Source organism: Sorangium sp. So ce327, assembly GCF_051530205.1.
Classification (GTDB): domain Bacteria; phylum Myxococcota_A; class Polyangia; order Polyangiales; family Polyangiaceae; genus Sorangium; species Sorangium cellulosum_B.
Genome location: NZ_CP150330.1, coordinates 4,698,322 through 4,715,898, shown reverse-complemented (window position 1 = coordinate 4,715,898; position 17,577 = coordinate 4,698,322). Strand labels below are relative to the sequence as shown.

Sequence of the window (17,577 nt, the reverse complement as noted above, 5' to 3'; positions counted from 1 at the left end):
GGAGACGGGCCGTCCTGCCCTGTGTATCGTTTCTCCATGAGCAGTACGCTTACCTTTCCCAGGCTTTCCTTGGTCCTCGCCCTCCTCGCCACCGGCGTCGCCGTGAGCTGCAGCGCCACGAACGACGGCGGCGGTTCGTCCCAGGGCTCCGGCGGCATCGGCGGCAATGGCGGCAGCGGCGGCAGCGGCGGCAGCGGCGGCGCCGACCCCGGCACCGGTTCGGGCTTCGGCGAAGGCGGCGCGGGGCTCGACTTCGCCGGCTCGCACGGCTCGAGCGGCACGGACGGCGGCGGCGGCGGCGCCTGCCAGCAGCTCGACATCACGTTCGAGCCGCAGACGCCGACCGTGATGATCGTCGTCGATCGCTCGGGCAGCATGTACGGCAGCGGCTTCTGGGATCCGCTCAAGACCGCCGTGCTCAACGTCGTCGACAGGCTGCAGGACAGGGTGCGCTTCGGCTTCGTGACGTTCACCGGGATCGAGAACATGCAGTGCCCGCTGCTCGCGAGGGCCGACGGCATCGCCCTCAACCACCACGCCGCCATCTCGGCCGCCTACGAAGAGGCCTCCACGGTGCCGCCCGGCAAGCTCGAGACGCCCACCGCCATGACGTTCAACGAGACGGTCGTCCCGGAGCTCCTCGCGTTCCCGGAGCCCGGCCCCAGGTACATCCTGTTCGTCACCGACGGCGAGCCCGATCGCTGCGACGACGTGCTGGCCGTGTGCGCGCGCGACGACGTCGTCGGCGCGGTGCAGGACGCCTACGAGCAGGGCATCGGCACGTTCGTCTTCGGCCTCGGGTCGGGCGCGCTCGCGCAGCACCTGCAGGACGTGGCGAACGCGGGCGCAGGCCAGCCCGTCCAGCGGCCCCGGAGCGGCACGAACGAGGATTGCTTCGCCGGCGCGGGCACTTACGCCGACGCCGGCGGCACCGCCACCTACTACACGCCGGACCCCACCGACGCGTCCTCCCTGGAGGACGAGCTCGACGCGGCCATCGCCGGCGTCAAGAGCTGCACCTTCGACCTCCAGGGCTCGATCGAGGTCGACCTCCGCAACGCGTCGCTCGGCCAGGTGCTCCTCGACGGCGCGCCCGTGCCCTACGACGCGCAGAACGGCTGGACGATGGAGAGCGCCACCCAGCTCACCCTCGTCGGCGACGCCTGCGAGCAGCTCAAGGGCGCGCAGGAGATCTCGTTCGACTTCCCCTGCGAGATCCTCGTCCCCCAGTGAACCCAGGGAGCAGCGCGCCGGCGCGCGCCGCCCCTTTTCCGCGCCGCGGGCCGGCGCTTTTGCTAAAGGCCAAGGCCGGCTCGGCCCATGACCAGGATCAGCGCGCGAGAGCTCGCCGGCACGAGCGGCCCCTTCGGCCGCGGCACGCCGGTGGTGCGCCCCGCGGAGGTGCCGGAGGGGTCGGTCGTCACCGTGCTGCGCGTGCCGCCTGAGTCGGCAGGCATGCGGCTCGACCGGTTCGTCCAGACCCAGCTCAAGCGGACGAGCCGCACGCGCGCCGCCGAGATCGTCGCCCGCGGCGCCTACTCGCCCGAGGCGCGGCGCCTGCGCGGCAGCGATCGCGTCCGGCCGGAGCAGTGCATCCTCCTCTGGCGCGAGCCGTGGGACGAGCAGGCGCCCGACACCCCGATCCCGGTCCTCCACGAGGACGACGCGCTGCTCGCCATCAACAAGCCGGCGGGCCTGCCGGTGCACCCCACGGCGCGGTACCACAAGAGCACCGTGATCAAGATGATGGAGGCCGCGCGCCCCGACGAGCGGCTGTTCCTGGCCCACCGGCTCGACCGGGAGACGAGCGGCGTGCTGCTGCTCTGCCGCACGCCCGAGGCCGACCGGACCGTGAAGGCGCAGTTCGAGGAGCGCACCGGCGTCGTCAAGCGCTACGCCGCGATCGCCTGGGGCTGGCCCGAGCACGATACGTTCCGGGTCGAGCTGCCGCTCGAGCTCGACGACGCGAGCCGCTACAAGGTCAAGATGCGGGTCGCGCCGCCGGGCCGCGGCCTCGCGTCGGCCACCGCGTGCGAGGTGCTGGGCCGCCGCGCCGATCCCCTCACCGGCCGGCGCTACACGCTCGTCCGCTGCACGCTCGAGACCGGCCGGCAGCACCAGATCCGGGTCCACCTCGCGGCGAGCGGCCTCCCGCTCGTCGGCGACAAGCTCTACGGCCCGGACGAGGGCATGTTCGCGCGCGGCGCCGACGGCGAGCTCACCGACGACGACCGCCGCGCGCTCGAGCTCGACCGTCACGCCCTCCACGCCGGGCTCCTGGAGCTCACGCACCCGATGACAGGCGAACGCGTGCGCATCGAGGCGCCGCTCTCGGACGATCTGCGCACCTTCTGGGACGCGCTCGACGCGTGATCCACGCGGAAGGCGGAGGATCCAGCGCGGGCCACCCCTCCGCTCGTGTGTGTGCGGGGTGACGCTTGCGGGACGCGATGACACCGGTGGGCGAGGCGGCGCCTGCGGCGCGCCATGGACGCTGCAACCGGAGCCCCGCGCGAGCGCGCTCGAGCGCCTGCGGATCTTGTGCCGAAGTACCGACTTACGTACGATGGCCGAGATGACGCGTGCGCGAGACGACCTCGAGGCGCTGCGGGATCCAGCGCTCCGGTCCACACCGCTCGAGGCCGAGAGCACCGCCCAGAGCACGACATCCGGGCCGGTGCCTGGTCCGGGAGAGACGAGGCAGGACGCGGCGGCGCCCTCTCCAGGAGAGCCTGCCGGCGCCGGAGAACCGCGGCAGGCAGGCCCGGAGCGGGCCGCAGCGGCCTCATCGGCCGGCGCCGCGCCGCTGCAGGCCGCCCCGCGGGACCGGGGCGACGAGAGCCTGGATCGGGAGCGCTACGAGCGGTACGCGATGCCGGCGAGCGACCTGCCCGCGGCCAACGTGCAGGCCTTTCGCGGCGACGCGAGCGGGGTGCTCGCGATCGTCCGGCGCGCCGTGCAGTCCGTCACGCGCGATCCGGCGCGCCACCGGCGCCGGCTGCCCAAGTCCCGCTTCGACGCGATCCGCAGCTTGCCGGAGCTCGCGATGGCGCTCGACTACGCGGTGACGCGCATGCAGCCCGAGAGCGCGCCGCCGCCCGAGGTCGTCGAGAAGCTCGATCTGCTCTACGGGGTGCTGCGCCCGACGCTCGCCACGGCCGAGGTGTACTTCCCGCGCAGCATCGTCCCCGAGACCTTCGGCATCGTCCGGCGCGCGCTCGTCGCCGGCGATCCCGCGAGCGCGACGGCCGCCATCACCAACCTCATCCTGGACCGGTGGAGCCACGTGCAGAGCCGCATCCCGATCACCAGGGAGGAGCTGACCCAGCTGAACAGCACAGCGAAGTGGCTGGTCAGCAACACGCGCCCGCCGGAGCGGCTCGACTCGAGGGACATCCGCGATCGGCTGTGGTCGCTCCTGCGCGAGCGCTACGAGCAGCTGCGGGCGATCGCTCAGGAGGTCTCGGGCGACGACTCGCGGGAGTACGCGCCCGAGCGGCTCGCGGCCGATTGATCCGGCGCGCGGGGCCGCCCCGGCGCGGCGTGGAAGCCCGGCCAGGTCCGGACGGACTTCCGGGGGGCGGGGCGGGTGTACCGCACCGCGGGCCCGATCTACGCTGCCGCCATGCAGGAGCTCCGCAAGACGACCTGTAACCGCGACTGCCCCGACGCCTGCAGCATCGTGGCCACCGTGGAGGACGGTCGCGTCATGCGCCTCGGCGGCGACCCGGACCACCCGATCACGCGGGGCTTCCTCTGCTACCGCACGTCGCGCTTCCTCGAGACCCAGTACTCGCCCGAGCGGCTGACGACGCCGCTGCTCCGCAAGGGCGGTGAGCTGACGCCCGTCTCCTGGGAGGAAGCGCTCGACACCGCGGCCGAGCAGCTCCTCACGATCCGGCGCGAGTCGGGCCCGGCCGCGATCTTCCATTACCGGAGCGGCGGCTCGCTCGGGATGCTCACGGGGATCGCCGACGCGTTCTTCGCGCGGTTCGGGCCGGTCACGGTCAAGCGCGGCGACATCTGCTCCGGCGCGGGCGACGCCGCGCAGCTCACAGATTTCGGCGAGGAGGACAGCCATGATCTCGCCGATCTCCGGAGCGCCCGGCACATCCTCCTCTGGGGCAAGAACGTCTTCACCTCGAGCCCTCACACGCTCCCGGTGCTGCGCGAGGCGAAGGCGCGCGGCGCGGAGCTCGTGCTCATCGATCCTGTGCACCACAGGACGGCGTCGCTCTGCGGGGCGTTCTACCAGCCGCGCCCCGGCGGCGACTTCGCGCTCGCGATGGCCGTCGCCCGCGTGCTCTTCGACGAGGGGTGGACCGACCCGCGCGCCGCGGACTACTGCGATCACCTCGACGCCTTCCGCGCGCTCGCGCGCCGGAGCTCGGTCGCCGCGTGGTGCCGCGAGGCCGACGTGCCCGAGCGCGCGGCCCTGGACCTCGCGCGCCGCCTCGCCGAGAGGCCCACGGCGATCCTCGTGGGCTGGGGCATGGGCCGGCGCACCACGGGCGGTGCGATCGTGCGCGCCCTCGACGCTCTGGGGGCGGTGAGCGGGAACCTCGGCATCCCGGGCGGCGGCGTCTCGTTCTATTTCAAGCGGCGCCGCGCGTTCGACCTCTCGCCGTTCGAGGGTGAGCGCCCGGCGCCCCGCACCGTCTGCGAGCCCCTGCTCGGGCGCGAGGTGCTCGGGATGAGCGACCCGCCGATCCGAGCCGTCTGGGTGACCGCCGGCAACCCGGTCGCCATGCTGCCCGAGTCCGACACCGTCGCGGAGGCGCTCCGGACGCGTGAGTTCGTCGTCGTGGTCGACTCCTTCCTCACGGACACGGCGCGGGTCGCCCACCTCGTGCTGCCCACGACGACGCTCCTCGAGGCGGACGACGTGGTCGGCGCCTACGGCCACCATTACCTCGGCGTCGCCACGCCCGTGGTCCCACCCCCGGCCGGGGTGAAGAGCGATCTCGAGATCATGCAGGCGCTCGCGCGGCGCGTGGGCCTCGGCGGCGCGCTCGACGGCAGCGCCCGCGACTGGAAGCGGCGGGTCACCGAGCCCAGGCTCGCGCCGCTCGGCGTGACGCTCGAGACGCTGGAGCGCGGGCCGGTGCGCAACCCGCTGGCGCCGAAGGTGCTGTTCGAGGACCGCAAGTTCCCGACCCCGAGCGGCCGGGTCAACCTCATCACCGAGGCGCCCGATGAGCGCGTGGATCCCGACGCGAGCGAATTCCCGCTGCTGCTCATGGCGCTCTCCACCGAGAAGTCCCAGTCGTCGCAGTGGGCGCGACCCCAGCGCGGTCCGGCCGTCGTCACGGTCCACCCGGACGCGGCCGGCGGCGTGCCCGACGGCGGCGCCTGCCGGATCACGTCGCGCGTCGGCGCCATGACGGCGCTGCTCCGCCACGATCCTGCCCAGCGCCGCGACGTCGCGCTCCTCCCGAAGGGAGGTCACCTCCGGGACGGCCGCTGCGCCAACGCGCTGATCACCGCGCGCACCACCGACATCGGCGAGGGCGGCGCGCTCTACGAGGAGCGGGTGCGCGTCGAGCCGATCGACCCGCCGGCGCCCCTGCCCTAGCGCGCGGCCCGCGCGGCGGACGCGGCGCACGCGAGATCCCCTGGCCCGCGCGGCCGGCGGTCTCTTACGCTCGCGCGATGGCGAAAGAGCTGCCTGCACGGTTCGGTATCACACCGCACGCGGCGCGCCGCCTCGCGAACCGGCAGATCGCGATCGGCGCGTCGATGGCGCTGGTGGGCGCGGGAGTGAGCGTGACGGGGCTCGGCAGCGTCGCGGCCGGAGTGCCCTTCGGGATGGCCGGCGCGCTCCTGATCGCGATCGGGCTACGCGCCCGATCGATCGGCGTCGCCGTGCAGGTCGTCAACAAGGCGTACAACCTCGCGGCTTCCGGCCAGCGCGAGGACGCCGCCCAGCTGCTCGACTACGCGGAGGCGACGTGCCGCTCGCGCTACGTCCTGCGCGTCATCGACGTCCAGCGCGCGCTCGCCGCCATGCAGCGCGGCGATCTCGCGGGCGCGCTCGCCCGCGCCGACGCCGCGGTGACCCGCCGCACCGACCCGCTCTCCTTTCACCTGGAGCACGCGACGATCGCCGCGGCGCGCTCGCTGAGGGCCCTGCTCCGCGCCTCGACGAGCGATCGCGACGGCGCCGCGGCGGACATCGAGTTCGTGCGGACGAGCGCCCTGGCGTCGCCCGAGGTGCGCGCCCGCGCGGAGCTCGCGGCCGCGGTGCTCCTGGAGCGCTCGGGCGACAGAGAGGCGCTGCGGGCGCACCTGCTCCGCGAGCGGGGCCTCCTCGTCGAGCACACGCGCCCGCGCGAGCGCGCCCTCGTCCGCGCCTACCAGCGCATGCTGAAGGCGAAGGCGAGCTCGGTCTACCGCACCGGCGCGAAGCGGGAGCCGGAGGCGGGAGGCGAGCTCTCGGCGGCGGACTGGGCGGCGCGCATCTCGCCCGACGCGGCGCCGTTCATGCGCGCCCCCGCGCTGGCGGCGGGCGGTGTGGAGGAGCTGTCGCGCGCGGAGGTGGACCGCGCCGACGCCTCCACGCGCGCCGCGGCGGAGGGGCGCGCCGGGAGCAACCGCCAGCCGGCGACGAAGGCGGCGCGCCGCGCGGTGCTCCTGTGGGTGACCCTGGTGATGCTGTTCCTGGGGGTGTGGCAGTTCTTGAGCCCCGATCAACCGCCGGTGGCGCCCGGGCTCGAGCGTTTGCCAGCGAGGCTGATCGTCCGACCGCTCTCGATCGTCGTGGCGTTGCCGATCTTCTTCATCGTGATGCTCGTCGGGGCCGTGCTCGTGAACATGGCGCGCGCGCGCAAGCTCTCGCAGCGCTTCATGGCCGCCCAGATCGCCGTCGCGAAGGGCGAGGAGCAGCGGGGGAAGGGTGAGCTCGAGGCCCTCACGCGAAGCAAGGTGCCCGCGGCCGCGGCGCAGGCGCACCTCGCGCTCGCCGAGCTTTCGGAGCGACAGGGAGAGCTCTCCGCGGCGCTCGCGGCGTGCGAGGCGGGGCTCGCGCGGCTTGGCACCGAGGCGGCGCGCGCGACGGCGGCGGACATCCTGTTGCCTGCGCTCCTGGCCGAGCGCGCGTTCCTGTTCGCGGCGATGGACCGGCGCGCCGACGCGCGCGCCGAGATGGCGCTGCTCGCGGAGCGGTACGCGTCGTACCCGTTCCTGGAGAGGGCCAGGATGCGGGTGGCGCTCGCGCTGCGGGCGCGGGAGGGCGACATCGCCGGGGCTGCGCGCCTCACCGAGCGAGACGCGGACCTGCCGCTGAACGCGCGCGACGAGCTGCTCGCCGACATGTGCCGCGCGGCGGCGAGCCCGGGCGCCGCGGGCGCTGGCGAGGTGGAGCGGCTCCGCGAGGAGCTCCGGCTCGACGCCGCGAGCCGGCGCTGGCTCTCGGCGGTCGCGCCGGCGGCGCTCGCGGCGTTCGAGCGCCTGAGGGAGCAAGGCGACGCGGACGAGCTCGCCGGGGCCGAGGCCCTCGCGGAGAGGGAGGCGCTCGCCGAGGCCGAGGCGCTCGCGGAGCGCGCCGGGGTGCGCCCGCGGGACGCCGGGGCGGCGTGAGCGCCGCGGCGCCGCGGCGTGGGAGCGGCCTCAGGCGCAGCCGCGCAGATCCTCGCGCCGGACGAGCGCGGCGCCCGATCGATCCACGGCGCGCGTCGCCGCTCAGTCTTCTCGAGCAGGCGTCCGCATCGGCTCCCTCGGCCTGGTCCGCTCGGGGGGCGCGGCGGCCGAGCCCTCCACGGCGTCGCCGATCTCGCGCGCCACGTCCTCCACGGTGCGCAGGCTGATCCTCCCGGCGAGCACCAGGGTCGCGCCGATCTCGCTGCAGTCGATGGGATCCAGCCGCACCGGCGACGCGAACGCGTTGACGGCGGCCATCTGCCCGGCGGCGTAATCGAGGCGCGCGCCGAACACGAGGTCGCCGTACCGGGTATAGGAGACCAACCCGAGCGACGCGTGGGCGCCGCTCATCCGCTCGAAGAAGAGCTTCGACTCGGCGGACATGGGGCCTCGCAGGCTCGACAGCGCGTTGAAATCGGAGGCGACGCCGCCCACGAGGCTGAGGTCGCGCGTGAGGAACACCTCGGCGCCGAGCCCGACGTTGACGAGGGGCGCCGCCGCCTCGACGATGTCGAGGCGGCCTTGCGCCCGGCTCGTCACCGCGCCCCCGGCGATCGCGATCTCCTCGCGATCGGCGGTGATCCGCGCGAACTCGCGCTGGCCCATGTAGAAGAAGCCGTCGAGCTCCAGCCGCAACCTGCTCCACTCCGCGCTCGCGCCGACCGCGACGCGGGCTGGAGAGGGGGCCACGAACGCCCCTTCACCGGCCCAGTAGCGCGCCGCCGCCGTCCCATCGGCGCGCGTGTCGACGTAGCTCGCGTCCAGGGAGTCGACGGCGTGAACGCTGGGCGTCCGCAGGCTGATCCCGGCCGAGAACACCCGGCTCAGCCGGTACGTGACGCCGAGGTGGGCGAGGAGGTCCCATGAATCGCCCGAGAGCGCGGCCTGGTAGGTCGCGTTGCTCGCCGAGCCCGCGCTGGTGTCCTCCACGAGGCTGGCGACGCCGAGCGAGCTCGTGTAGCGGGTGCGCACGAGCGAGAGCGAGGCGCCCACGGCGAGGCGCGAGGTGGCGCTGTAGCTCCAGGAAGGGCCGGCGCTGAAGCGACCCCACGCGTAGCGGAGCGTCTGGGCCTGGCTCACGCGCCGCGAGGCGGACTCCCCCGAGAATCGCAGCGCGTCGAACCCGAACTCGTTCTCCTCCGTCTTGCCGAGGCAGGCGGCGACGACCTGGCGCCCGACCGGCACCCGCGTCGAATCCGCGCCTCGTGCGCCGCTCTTCCAGTTGAAGAAATAGCATGTCGCGTCGGGGAGGCTGTCCACCCCATGATCGCTCACCGACGTGCGATCGAGCCGGAGATCGCCGTAGAGGCCGGGGTCGACCGGCCCTGGCTGGTGCCACCGTTGCAGTGTGCGGTGCGCGTAGCGGAAGAACGCCGACGAGAACGCGATGTTCCGGTCCTCGATGCGGACGATCGTGGCCGGGTTCAGGAAGGGCGCGGCGCCGTCGACGCCCAGCACGACCCCCGTGCCCCCCAGGAGCGCCGATCGCCCGCCGAGGAGCGCGGATTCGTACCTTCCCTGCGCGCGCGCCTCGCCTCCGTCGATCGTCCCGAGCAGCGCGCTGGCGAGGCCGAGCAGCGCTCGGCGCGCTCCGGAGCAGCGAACCAGGGCGCGCGGGCTCGGCATGGCAGGCGCCAGCATGGATCACAGCGCCGTCGCCGCAATGGCGGCAGCGCCCGCCCGTCCACGGCCCCCTCCCGAGGCGACGTGCTCCTGCCCGATCCTCGCCCGCCGCGCCGCGTGTCCCTGCGACGCCGCCCCGCGGTCTCTCTTGAGTCGCCGCTGGAGGGTGCGAGAAGTAAACTGCGAGGGATGTCTGATCCGCTTCGCAGAGATGGGTCCGCCATGCCCGCGCCGCCCCTTGCCCCGCTGAAGGCCGTTGATCTCGAGGACGAGCGGCTGAAACGCTTGAACGCCCTCGGGCATTTTCTGGACAACTCCATCCGTATCCCTGGAGTCGGCTACCGGGTCGGCTACGACGCCGTGATCGGGTTGATCCCTGGGGTCGGCGATCTCATCGGTTTCGCGCTCTCGATTTACATCGTGCTCGCGGCGACGCGTTACCGTCTCCCCGCCTCCGCGGTGCTGCGCATGGTGCTCAACGTGGGCCTCGAGACGCTGCTCGGCACGGTCCCACTCGTAGGCGATCTCTTCGATGCGACCTACAAGGCGAACGCGCGCAACCTCGACCTGCTGCGCGCCCACCTCGCGGCGCGAACGCAGGGCGGCGCGCCGCCCTCCAATCTTCGTTTCTACGCCGGCCTGTTCCTGGCGCTGGCAGGCATCCTCGCCCTGGCGGCTCTCATGCTCTTCTCGCTGACAAGAGCGCTACAAGCCCTCTTCGCTCCCTGAGGCCCCATCTCGGCCCCACGCCACCCCACCCGCGCCCCCCGCGGCGCGCCCAGCTCAACCCGCCTCCCCTCTTTCTCCACCACGGCCGCCCCCCGATCTGCCACGGCCGCCGCCCGAGCGGGGCGCACCCGCACAGGAGACGGGCCCAGATCGGCGTTTTCGGCGCGCAAGCGCACTCCCGTGCGCTGAGCACCGAAAACGTCGAGGTGGGCCCGTATCCGCCGCGGGTGCGCCCAGCTCAGTTGCGGGAGCTGATGAAGAGGCGGAGCACATGCCAGAACAGCATGGCGACCGACGCGAAGAGCTCGAGGGCGGCGCCGACGTACCGGTCCTCGGGGAAGTGGTGCAGGATGTTCGACGTGTCGTACAGGATGGCGGCCCCAGCGAACGCGACCATGGCGACGCTGAAGAAGGTGCCCAGCTGGAAGCCGAACAGCGCGCCTGCCGCGATGAGGACGAGCGCGCAGATGGCGCCCCAGCGCAGGAGCGCCCCAAGGAACGAGAAATCCTTGCGGGTCACGAACGCGATCGCGGTGAGCCCGGCGAAGCCGGCCATCGTGGCGAGCCCAGCGCTCTGGATCGCGCCGGGAGCGACCATGTCCGCGATGTAAAGGAGCGGCACGAAGACGATCGCCTGGGCGAGCACGAAGCCGCCGAGCGCGGCGTACTGCGCAGGCTTCGATACCGACGTGTGCGCCGCGCGGCTGGCCAGCCAGCTCACGAGCATGAACGCCCCGAGAACCAGCAGCCAGCTCGTGCCCATCATCGCCCTGGCGATGACCGAGGCGACGCCGGTCTTGAACAGCGCGACCTCGATCGCAGCGAAGAGGACGATCGCACCGAACAGGTGGTTATAAGTTCGCACGATGAAGCGCTCGCGCGACTCGGCACCGGCGCGGAGCACCGACGAGCGTGTCCCGTATCCTACGTAGTTCTGGTCCATGTTCCCTCTCTGGTAGGCCTCGACTCTAGCACGTGAAGCACGCTGCATGCCCGCGGCGAGGCGGCCGGGGGACGAGGCGCAGCGCCACGACGTCGCGAGCGCCGGCGCCTGTGCAGGGGCCCTCCGCCGCTCGCCGGCTCCCGGGAAAGCCGGCCGGCCCGCAGGTCCCCCACGGCACCGCTCAGGGCCCCCCGGAGCCCGCGGCGCCCGCCGCACGATGATGGAAATGCGGACGTCGCGCCCTGCGTCCTGTCGAAGTCTCCCTGGAAGAAGGGATTAAATCCCCTTCGGGATCTTGTCGAGGTCCACCTGGGAGAGCGCATGCCGGATCAGCGCGCTCCTGTTGGCCTTGGTCATCCCGCGCGCCTTGAGCGAGCTGACCATCTCGTCCAGCCGCTCGAGATCCTCGGTGTACATCGAGATACAGATGACCTTGTAGTGCTGCGGTCTCTCCGGCGCCGGCGCAGCACCGGGCTCGGATGCGGCGCCGCTCGTCCGGGCCTTCGCGCGCACGCGAGGCGCTTCCGTGGGCGTATAGAACGCCCCGGACAAAACACCTTCCACTTCATCGCGATCGAGCAGCGCCCGCGCGGCGCCCCCGAGATCGCCTTCGCTTTTCATTGCTTCCTCCAGCTCCCCTGCCCGGTCGAGGCTCCGCGACTGCGGGCCCTTCATTCAGCGAAACCCCGCGTCCGCGGGTCCTTCATCCAGCGGGACTCCGCGTCCGCGGGTCCCTTCATCCAGCGGGACTCCGCGTCCGCGGGTCCCTTCATCCAGCGGGACTCCGCGTCCGCGGGTCCCTTCATCCAGCGGGACTCCGCGTCCGCGGGTCCCTTCACGCCCCCGCCGCCGCAGCGCCCGGCCGCTCGGCGGCCGCATCCCCCCGGTCGACGCTCCACGCTGTCCCGTCGCGCGCCGCCCCTGCCTCGGAGCCCGCCGTGCCGCGCTCGCGGCTCTCGATGATGCGATCGACCACCGCGAGGTAGTCGTCCGCGGCAGGGGTTCCCGACGCGTACTCGAAGATCGTCTGCCCTTGCGCGGGCGCCTCCTTGACCTTGATCGCCTGCCGGATCGGCGCGAGGCAGCGCTCACCGAAGTGCTGCTTCATCGTGCTCACCGCCTCGCGCGCGATCTTCGCGCGGCCGTCGTAGAAGGTCGGCAGCACGCCCCAGATCTGCACCGGGTGATGCAGCAGCGCGTTCACGTTCTTCACCGTCTTGATCACCTGCCGGACGCCGACGAGCGACAGATAGTCGCACGCGACCGGGACGAGCACGCTGTCGGCGAACACCAGCGCGTTCTGGTTCATCAACGACAGGCTCGGCGAGCAGTCGAGCACCACGTAATCGTACTCGGCCGCCGCAGCGGAGAGGCGATCCGAGAGCACGCGGTCGCGGTTCTGGCGCCCTGCCAGGTAGAGCTCCGCCGCGGCGAGCGTCTCGTTGGACGGCAGGAGATCCAGGTTCGGTCGCACCGTCTTGGTCGCGTCCGCGACCCGGAGCCCCATCACGAGCACGTGATAGAGCGACCGCTCCGCGCCCGCGCCGAGCGAGACAGAGACGTTCCCCTGCGCGTCGGTGTCGACGAGGAGCACCCGCTTGTCGCGCGCCGCGAGCCCGGCCGCCACGCTCACGGCCGTCGTCGTCTTGCCCGTACCGCCCTTGTGGTTGAACACGGCCAGGCAGCGGGGCACCCCGGCCGGGCGCTGCGGCGGCTGCGCCGGCCGCTTCGCGCCCCCTGCCGGTGACAGGGGCACCGCGACCGCGCCCTGCCCTTTGAGCTCCGCCGGGCGAGCGGCAGACGCGGCCGGCGCAGCCCGCCCCGTCGCCTCGCCCTGGGCGCTCGCCCGAGCCGCCGGCTGCGCCGGCTCACCTGCCGCCACGGCGGAGCGCGACCCGCCTCCTGCCAGCGGCGCTTCGTCCACGGTCGGCGTTGCTCCCTCGGCCGGCGCCGCGGCCGCCGCCGCGATGTCGCCGAGCCGCACCCCCTTCGCCTCACGGACCAGCTGCGTCCGGCACCCCAGCGAGCACGCGTAGTGCCGGCGCCCGGCGACGTAGAGCACCTGGGACACGAGATCCGGTGGAAACCGCTTCGCGCACGCGTCGCACGTGGCGAGCGCGGCGCCATCCTCCCCGCCGAGCTGGCTCTTTTCCAGGCATTTCTGCGAGCAGAAGAAGGAGAAGCCGCCGTCCTTCTCCTCCATCTGGTACCGGAACTGGACCTCGAATCCGGTCCCGCACACGCTGCACGTCTCGCTGATTCCGCCCACAGCTCGCTCCTTCGCGCCGCGCACAGCGCTTTGCCCAGGCGCAGCGTTGACCATCATCACAGTCAAGGCGCAAAGGTCAACTTTTCTGCGAGCGTGACCCACCCTTCCGGCGCAAGGGCGTGGGAGCGCACGCATCCCGGGACAGAGGCGCGAGGCGGTTCAGTCACGGGACCTCGGCGCCAGACCAGCTCAGTGACGGAAGTGCCGGGCCCCGGTGAACACCATCGCGATCCCCGCCGCGTCGGCCGCAGCGATGACCTCCGCGTCCTTCACGCTGCCGCCTGGCTGCGCGACCGCCGTGATCCCGTGCTCCGCGGCGAGCACCACGTTGTCCGGGAACGGGAAGAACGCGTCCGACGCAAGGACGCTCCCACGAGCCCGCTCGCCCGCCTTGCTGCAGGCGATGCGCACGCTCTCGACCCGCGACATCTGTCCGGCGCCGATCCCGACCGTCCGCCCCGGCATCGCGAGCACAATCGCGTTGGATTTCACGTGCTTGCAGACGCGCCAACCGAGATCGAGCGCCTCGATCTCCTTCTCTGTCGGCGCGCGCTTCGTCACGACCCGACCGCCGCGCACCTCGCCGGCCGCCGAGGCATCCCGCTCCTGGACCACCAGGCCGCCGCCGACGCGCTTGAACGTCAGCTCCCGGTGATCCGCGGGCAGGAGCGCGCCGGTGGCGAGCACCCGGAGGTTCTTCTTGGTGCGGAGCACCTCCAGCGCCTCGGGCGTATAGGCGGGCGCGACAACGCACTCCAGGAACGTCTCGACGAGCACCTCGGCAGCAGCGCGGTCGACCTCGCGGTTCAGGGCGACGATCCCACCGAAGGCGCTCACGGCGTCCGCGTCGCGCGCCGTCCGGTAGGCGGCCGCGAGGCTGTCGCCGGTCGCGACGCCGCACGGGTTCGTGTGCTTCACGATGACCGCGGCGGGCTGCGCGAGCTCGCGCACCGCCTCGAACGCGGCGTCCACGTCGACGAGGTTGTTGAACGAGAGCTCCTTGCCGCCCGCGCCCAGCGACTCCGCCAGCGCGAGCGACCCCGCGGCCGCGCCCCGCTCACGATAGAAGGCGCCGGACTGGTGCGGGTTCTCGCCGTACCGGAGCGGATAAGCCCGCTCGAGGGCGAGCGTGAGGAAGCGCGGATAGGCCTCGCGCTCCGCCGCGTTCGGCTCACCTTCCTCGGGGAGCGAGGAGAGGTAACCGGACACCATCCCGTCGTAGGCCGCCGTGTGCGCAAACGCCTTGGTGGCGAGCCGGCGGCGGGTGGCGCTCGACACCTCACCTTGCCTGTCGATCTCGGCGAGCACAGCATCGTAGTCGGCCGGATCGACCACCACCGCGACGCGCGCGTGGTTCTTGGCCGCGCTCCGCACCATCGACGGCCCGCCGATATCGATGTTCTCGATGATCTCGGGGTGCGTGACCCCCGGTTTCCTGACGGTCGCCTCGAAGGGATAGAGATTGCACACAACGAGATCGATCGGCGCCCCGCCGAGCCGCGCGAGGTCCTCGTCGTCGATCGCGCCGCGCATCAGGATGCCGCCGTGCACCCGCGGATGGAGCGTCTTCACCCGGCCATCCATGACCTCGGGAGAGCCGGTATAGGCCTCCACCCCGATGACAGGCACGCCGGCGTCGGCGAGCGCCCGCTGCGTCCCCCCGGTCGAGAGGATCTCCACGCCCTTCTCCGCGAGCCGCCTGGCCAGCGGGAGCAATCCCGTCTTGTCGGATACCGAAATCAGTGCGCGTCGAATCATTGCGACGCACAGCTAGTGCGTCTCTGCGGCGACCGCCAGCCCATCCGACGACGCCGCGCTCACGCGCCGGGCGGCGCGGCCGGCGTCGGCTCGCCCGCCGCGGCCGGCGGCGCCTTGACCGGCGCCGCCTCGGCGACGAGCTCGCCGTCCCGGTACTCCAGGACGCCCTTGGGCGGCCCGAAGATCGCATAGGCGTCCGGCAGGATGAGCGCCTCACGGAGCACGTCGTCGACGTGCTCGACGAGCACGAGCCGCAGCGCCTTCAGCACCCGCCGCGGCACGTCCCGGAGGTCCTTCCGGTTCTCCTTCGGCAGGATGACGGTCGCGATTCCGCCGCGGTGGGCCGCGAGCAGCTTCTCCTTGAGCCCGCCGATCGGCATCACGCGCCCGCGCAGGGTGATCTCGCCCGTCATCGCGAGATCCCTCCGGACAGGCACCTTCATGAGCGAGCTGACGAGCGCGGTCACCATCGTGACGCCGGCGCTGGGCCCGTCCTTGCGGACGAAATCCGGGAAGTGAATGTGGATGTCGACCTTCTGATAGACGTCCGCCTCGAGCCCGAGGCGGTCGAGGCGCGAGCGGACATAGCTCATCGCCGCGTGCCCGCTCTCCTCCATCCCCTTCTCGAGCAGCCCGGTGATCACGAGCTTGCCCTTGCCCGGCACCACCGTCGCCTCGGCCGGGAGCAGATCGCCCCCGACATTGGTCACGGCGAGGCCGTTCACGAGGCCCACCTCGTCGCGCTCCTCGCGCCGGCCGAGCCGGTACTTGGGGACGCCGAGGTACTTCGGGATGCTCTTCGCGACGACCTCGATCGGCTTCTCCTTGCCGTCGGACACCACCCGCCTGGCCACCTTGCGGCAGACGCTCGCGATCTCGCGCTCCAGCGAGCGAACGCCGCTCTCCTTCGTGTAGTGGTGGATGATCGTCCGGAGCGCGCCCTCCGTGAAGTCGAGCGACACGTCCTCGAGGCCGCACTCCTTCCGCTGCCGGGGCACGAGGTACTTCACGGCGATGTTCAGCTTCTCGAACTCCGTGTAGCCCGAGAGCTGGATGACCTCCATGCGGTCCTGGAGCGGCACCGGGATGCCAGAGAGCGTGTTCGCCGTCGTGATGAACATCACGTCGGAGAGGTCGTAATCGAGATCCAGGTAGTGGTCGTTGAACGTGTGGTTCTGCTCAGGATCGAGCACCTCGAGCAGCGCAGCCGCCGGATCCCCGCGGAAGTCGGTCGACATCTTGTCGACCTCGTCGAGCAGGAACACGGGGTTGTTCGTCCCGACCTTCTTGAGCGACTGGATCAGCTTGCCGGGCAGCGCGCCGATGTACGTCCGCCGGTGGCCGCGGATCTCCGCCTCGTCGCGCACGCCGCCGAGCGACAGCCTCACGAACTTGCGCCCCGTCGCGCGCGCGATCGACTTCGCCAGGCTCGTCTTGCCGACGCCGGGCGGCCCCACGAAGCAGAGCACCGGGCCCTTGAGCTTCTTCGTGAGCGCCTGGACCGCCAGGTACTCGAGGATCCGCTCCTTGATCTTCTTGAGGCCGTAATGGTCCTCATCGAGGATCCGCTCGGCCTCGACGAGGTCATAACGCTCCTCGCTTTTGTCGTACCAGGGGAGCTCCAGGATCCAATCGATGTAGTTGCGCACCACGGTCGCCTCGGCGCTCGTGGGGTGCATCATCTTCAGCTTCTTGAGCTCCTTCTTGACCTTCGCGGCGGCTTCCTTGCTCATCCGCTTGGTCTTGAGGGCCTCTTCGATCTCCTGGATCTCGTTCTTGAACTCGTCGCGCTCGCCGCCGCCCAGCTCCTTCTGGATGGCCTGCATCTGCTCGTTGAGATAGTATTCCTTCTGCGTCTTCTCCATCTGCTTCTTGACGCGACTCCGGATCTTCTTCTCCACCTGGAGAATCTCGATCTCGGCCTGCATCAACTCGATGAGACGCTCGAGCCGCTTCTGCGGCTCCTCCATCTCGAGCAGCGCCTGCCGGTCGGTCAGCTTGATGGTCGGCAGGTTGGCGATGATGGTGTCGGCCAGCCGCGAAGCCTCGTCGATGGCCTGCACCGCCATCAGGACCTCGGGCTGGATCTTCTTGTTGAGCTTGACGTACATCTCGAACGTCGACTGGACCGAGCGCATCAGCGCCTCGACCTCGACGCTCGCGACCGAGCTCTCGACGATCTCGTCGTACTCGATCAGGAAGTACGCATCGCTCTGGACGTAGCGGCGGATGCGCGCCCGGCGCTTGCCCTCGATGAGGACCTTGACGGTGCCGTCCGGGAGGCGGAGCAGCTGCATGATCGCGCCGACCGATCCGACGCCGAAGATGTCGTCCGGCGTCGGATCGTTCGTCTTGGCGTTGCGCTGCGCGGCGAGGAAGATCTCCTTGCCGCGGTTCATCGCCTCGTCGAGCGCGGCGATGCTGCGCTCGCGCCCGACGAACAGCTGCGAGACCATGTGTGGAAAGACGATGATGTCGCGAAGCGGGAGCAACGGGACGATCCCGCGCTCGGGTGCGTTCTTGCCGCGATCACTGTCGTTCTTGAAGAACATCCGCCGTCTTTCCGGGAGTATCGGGAGGTCGGGGCACCCCCGCCTCGGTTGTCACAAATGCCTTG

At 71.8% G+C, this 17,577-nt stretch carries 12 protein-coding genes; 6 read left to right on the top strand and 6 right to left on the bottom strand.

The annotated features are described in order from the left end of the window. Positions 1-36: 36 nt before the first annotated feature. The 5 genes from WME95_RS17680 (at position 37) to WME95_RS17660 (ending at position 7,578) form a co-directional block, all read left to right on the top strand. The gene (locus WME95_RS17680) at positions 37-1,233 is read left to right on the top strand and encodes a vWA domain-containing protein (RefSeq protein WP_437909533.1); all 1,197 of its coding nucleotides are present in this window, start codon (positions 37-39) and stop codon (positions 1,231-1,233) included. A gap of 87 nt (positions 1,234-1,320) precedes the next feature. After that, on the top strand, positions 1,321-2,373 hold the full coding sequence (locus tag WME95_RS17675) for an RluA family pseudouridine synthase (protein WP_437909532.1): 1,053 nt from the start codon (positions 1,321-1,323) through the stop codon (positions 2,371-2,373). A 202-nt stretch (positions 2,374-2,575) separates the two neighbouring features. Beyond that, positions 2,576-3,514 carry a hypothetical protein gene (locus WME95_RS17670; RefSeq protein ID WP_437909531.1) on the top strand — a complete coding sequence of 313 codons (939 nt, stop codon included), beginning with the start codon at positions 2,576-2,578 and terminating at the stop codon, positions 3,512-3,514. 111 nt (positions 3,515-3,625) lie between these two features. Continuing rightward, on the top strand, positions 3,626-5,575 hold the full coding sequence (locus WME95_RS17665) for a molybdopterin-dependent oxidoreductase (protein ID WP_437909530.1): 1,950 nt from the start codon (positions 3,626-3,628) through the stop codon (positions 5,573-5,575). Between the two features lie 77 nt (positions 5,576-5,652). Next, on the top strand, positions 5,653-7,578 hold the full coding sequence (locus WME95_RS17660; protein ID WP_437909529.1) for a hypothetical protein: 1,926 nt from the start codon (positions 5,653-5,655) through the stop codon (positions 7,576-7,578). 102 nt (positions 7,579-7,680) lie between these two features. Here the strand turns inward: WME95_RS17660 and WME95_RS17655 are convergent, their stop codons facing one another. Next, entirely contained in the window at positions 7,681-9,279 is a 1,599-nt protein-coding gene (locus WME95_RS17655; RefSeq protein ID WP_437909528.1) for a hypothetical protein, read from the bottom strand. A gap of 204 nt (positions 9,280-9,483) precedes the next feature. Between WME95_RS17655 and WME95_RS17650 the strand changes: the two genes are divergently transcribed. Further along, a complete protein-coding gene (locus tag WME95_RS17650) occupies positions 9,484-9,990 on the top strand; it encodes a DUF4112 domain-containing protein (RefSeq protein ID WP_437909527.1) in 507 nt (168 codons plus the stop codon). Between the two features lie 238 nt (positions 9,991-10,228). Here WME95_RS17650 and WME95_RS17645 read toward each other — a convergent pair whose 3' ends face one another. The 5 genes from WME95_RS17645 to lon all read right to left on the bottom strand — a co-directional run bounded on the left by WME95_RS17645 (position 10,229) and on the right by lon (position 17,512). After that, positions 10,229-10,933 carry a Bax inhibitor-1/YccA family protein gene (locus WME95_RS17645; RefSeq protein WP_437553059.1) on the bottom strand — a complete coding sequence of 235 codons (705 nt, stop codon included), beginning with the start codon at positions 10,931-10,933 and terminating at the stop codon, positions 10,229-10,231. Positions 10,934-11,209: 276 nt separating this feature from the next. Further along, on the bottom strand, positions 11,210-11,554 hold the full coding sequence (locus WME95_RS17640; RefSeq protein WP_437909526.1) for a hypothetical protein: 345 nt from the start codon (positions 11,552-11,554) through the stop codon (positions 11,210-11,212). Between the two features lie 214 nt (positions 11,555-11,768). After that, positions 11,769-13,202, bottom strand: a complete 1,434-nt coding sequence (locus WME95_RS17635) for a ParA family protein (protein ID WP_437909525.1) — start codon at positions 13,200-13,202, stop codon at positions 11,769-11,771. 189 nt (positions 13,203-13,391) lie between these two features. After that, positions 13,392-14,960 carry a bifunctional phosphoribosylaminoimidazolecarboxamide formyltransferase/IMP cyclohydrolase gene (gene purH / locus WME95_RS17630; protein ID WP_437909524.1) on the bottom strand — a complete coding sequence of 523 codons (1,569 nt, stop codon included), beginning with the start codon at positions 14,958-14,960 and terminating at the stop codon, positions 13,392-13,394. Between the two features lie 59 nt (positions 14,961-15,019). Beyond that, on the bottom strand, positions 15,020-17,512 hold the full coding sequence (gene lon, locus WME95_RS17625; RefSeq protein ID WP_437553053.1) for an endopeptidase La: 2,493 nt from the start codon (positions 17,510-17,512) through the stop codon (positions 15,020-15,022). Positions 17,513-17,577 lie beyond the last annotated feature (65 nt).